This window comes from Amorphus sp. MBR-141 (assembly GCF_053628695.1).
In genome coordinates, this window is sequence record NZ_JBRJGW010000078.1 from 1 (window position 1) to 2,263 (window position 2,263).

General features: G+C 59.6%; 1 protein-coding gene. It reads left to right on the plus strand.

The annotated features are described in order from the left end of the window. Positions 1 to 125: 125 nt before the first annotated feature. Positions 126 to 2,207, plus strand: a complete 2,082-nt coding sequence (locus tag ACSSVZ_RS28040; protein WP_453974156.1) for an AAA family ATPase — start codon at positions 126 to 128, stop codon at positions 2,205 to 2,207. Positions 2,208 to 2,263: the final 56 nt, after the last annotated feature.

Consider the following 2,263-nt stretch of genomic DNA (forward strand, 5'->3'; position numbering starts at 1 on the left):
CCGGCACCCTCGGCCGTTCGTCTGGAGCGCCAACCCCGACGACATCATCGCCGCTCGAAACCGAGGGTTCCAAACGTTGGAATCAATCCACTAGTGCTGACGCAGATCGGGCGGGAGGCACAGTCGTGCATATTGAATTCTTGGAGATCGCCAATTTCCGGAAGTTGTTGTCGACACGCGTCGACCTTTCGAACAAGACCACGCTTTTCGTCGGCGCAAATAACAGCGGCAAGACATCGGCGATGCTGGCGCTACGCCGCTTCCTGTCGCCGCGCCGTTCTCCATTCGAAATGCACGATTTCACGCTGTGCCATTGGCCGACGATTATTCAGCTCGGCGAAAGCTGGACAGCTGCCCGGAACGCCGAGGAAATCGTTGACCTAGTCGTTGATCCCTGGGTTAGCGCATTGCCGACTCTGGATCTGTGGCTGCATGTCGAAGCGGGCGAGATGCACCGCGTTCGCGACCTCATCCCGGACTTGGATTGGGAGGGGGGAAGGCTTGGTGTTCGGCTGCGCTACGAGCCGAAGGATCTTGCGCTCTTGTACAAGGAGTACATGGGTGCGGTGAGCGATGCCGAGACGATGAGAGCGGCAGCAATCGCGGCCGCAGCGGCAGAGAACCCTGACGCTGATCCGCCTGCTACTCCGCCCAAGCTGACGATCTGGCCCGAGAGCCTGATCGATTTCTTGAGCAAGCGTTTGTCGACGCACTTCACTATTCGGGCCTATTCGCTGGATCCGGGTCAGCTTGTCGCTCCTGCAAAATCCCTGGCGCGTCCGCAGGTCCTTCCAGGCGGTTCTCGGCCGATCGATGGTGACCCGCTGAGCGGTCTGATCCGCGTTCATGACATACCGGCGCAGAGGGGCTTCGGTGAGGAGCAGCAAGCTATGGAGGATGATGATGCTCCGGCGGCGGCGAGCGGCAGTCGCCTGTCCGACCAGCTCAGAAGCTACTACGCCAAGCACCTTGACCCGACGAAGGGACCTGATCCGAAGGACCTTGGCGCGTTGCAGGCAATAGAAGCCGCCCAGGACGCGTTCGACAAGCGCCTGACCGAGAGTTTCAAGGCGGCGTTCACCGAGGTCGAGGGTATGGGATACCCTGGTGTAACCGATCCACGCCCGCGCGTTTCGACACGCTTAAAAGCTATCGACGGTCTCAACCACAACGCGGCGATCAGTTTCGAGGTAGACGTCATTGCCGAGGACGGCGCGGCGACGCCTGTGTTGCGGTTGCCTGAGGCAAATAACGGCCTCGGCTATCAAAACCTGATCTCCATGATATTCCGGCTGATGAGCTTTCGTGACGCTTGGATGCGTGTCGGGAAGGCATCGACAGGCGCGACGGTGACCTCGACCGAGCCTCTCCACCTTGTCCTGGTCGAAGAGCCGGAAGCGCATTTGCACGCTCAGGTCCAGCAAGTCTTCATCAAGAAGGCTTATGCGGTGCTGCGTGAGCACGAGGACCTCGGCCACAGCCAAAAGCTGCGCACGCAGTTGGTGGTTAGCACCCATTCGAGCCATGTCGCGCATGAGACGTCGTTCTCTTGCCTGCGCTACTTCCGGCGGCTACCTGCGGGTATGGCCGCGAAAGTGCCGGTCTCCACTGTTATCAATCTGTCGGATGTTTTTGGTCCGGGTAGTGAGACCGAGCGTTTCGTGACTCGATATCTTCGGGCCCAGCACGCGGATCTGTTCTTCGCCGACGCGGCGATTTTGGTGGAGGGACCGGCGGAACGCATGCTCGTCCCGAATTTCATCCGAGCGCACTACGACGAACTCAACCAGTGCTACATCACTCTGCTTGAGATCGGAGGAAGCCACGCGCATCGTCTCAAGCCTTTGATTGATCACCTCGGCTTGCTGACCCTGATCATCACTGACCTGGATACGCTGGATAAAACGGGCGGCGCCTCCGTCCAACCCGCGAAAGGCGCTGGTCAGAAAACCAATAATGCGACGTTGAAGACATGGGTGCCAAAGCTCGACGACGTCGATGAGCTGATGCGAGCTGATGGCGCGACGAAGATGCTACATGAGGACGACGACCCGCTATTTGCTGTGCGGGCCGCGTATCAGATCCCGTTGGGTCTGACGTCCCCGGGTATTGTCGGGCCGGAGGTCGCATATCCGTATACGTTTGAGGACGCGCTGGCGTTCGAGAACCTCAGAGTCCGTCTCGAAACTGGCGCGGGAGGTGGATAGCCGGGGCCAGAATGTGATTCCAAGCGGTTGTCGAAGCCAGCTTGGAGAACGTCATG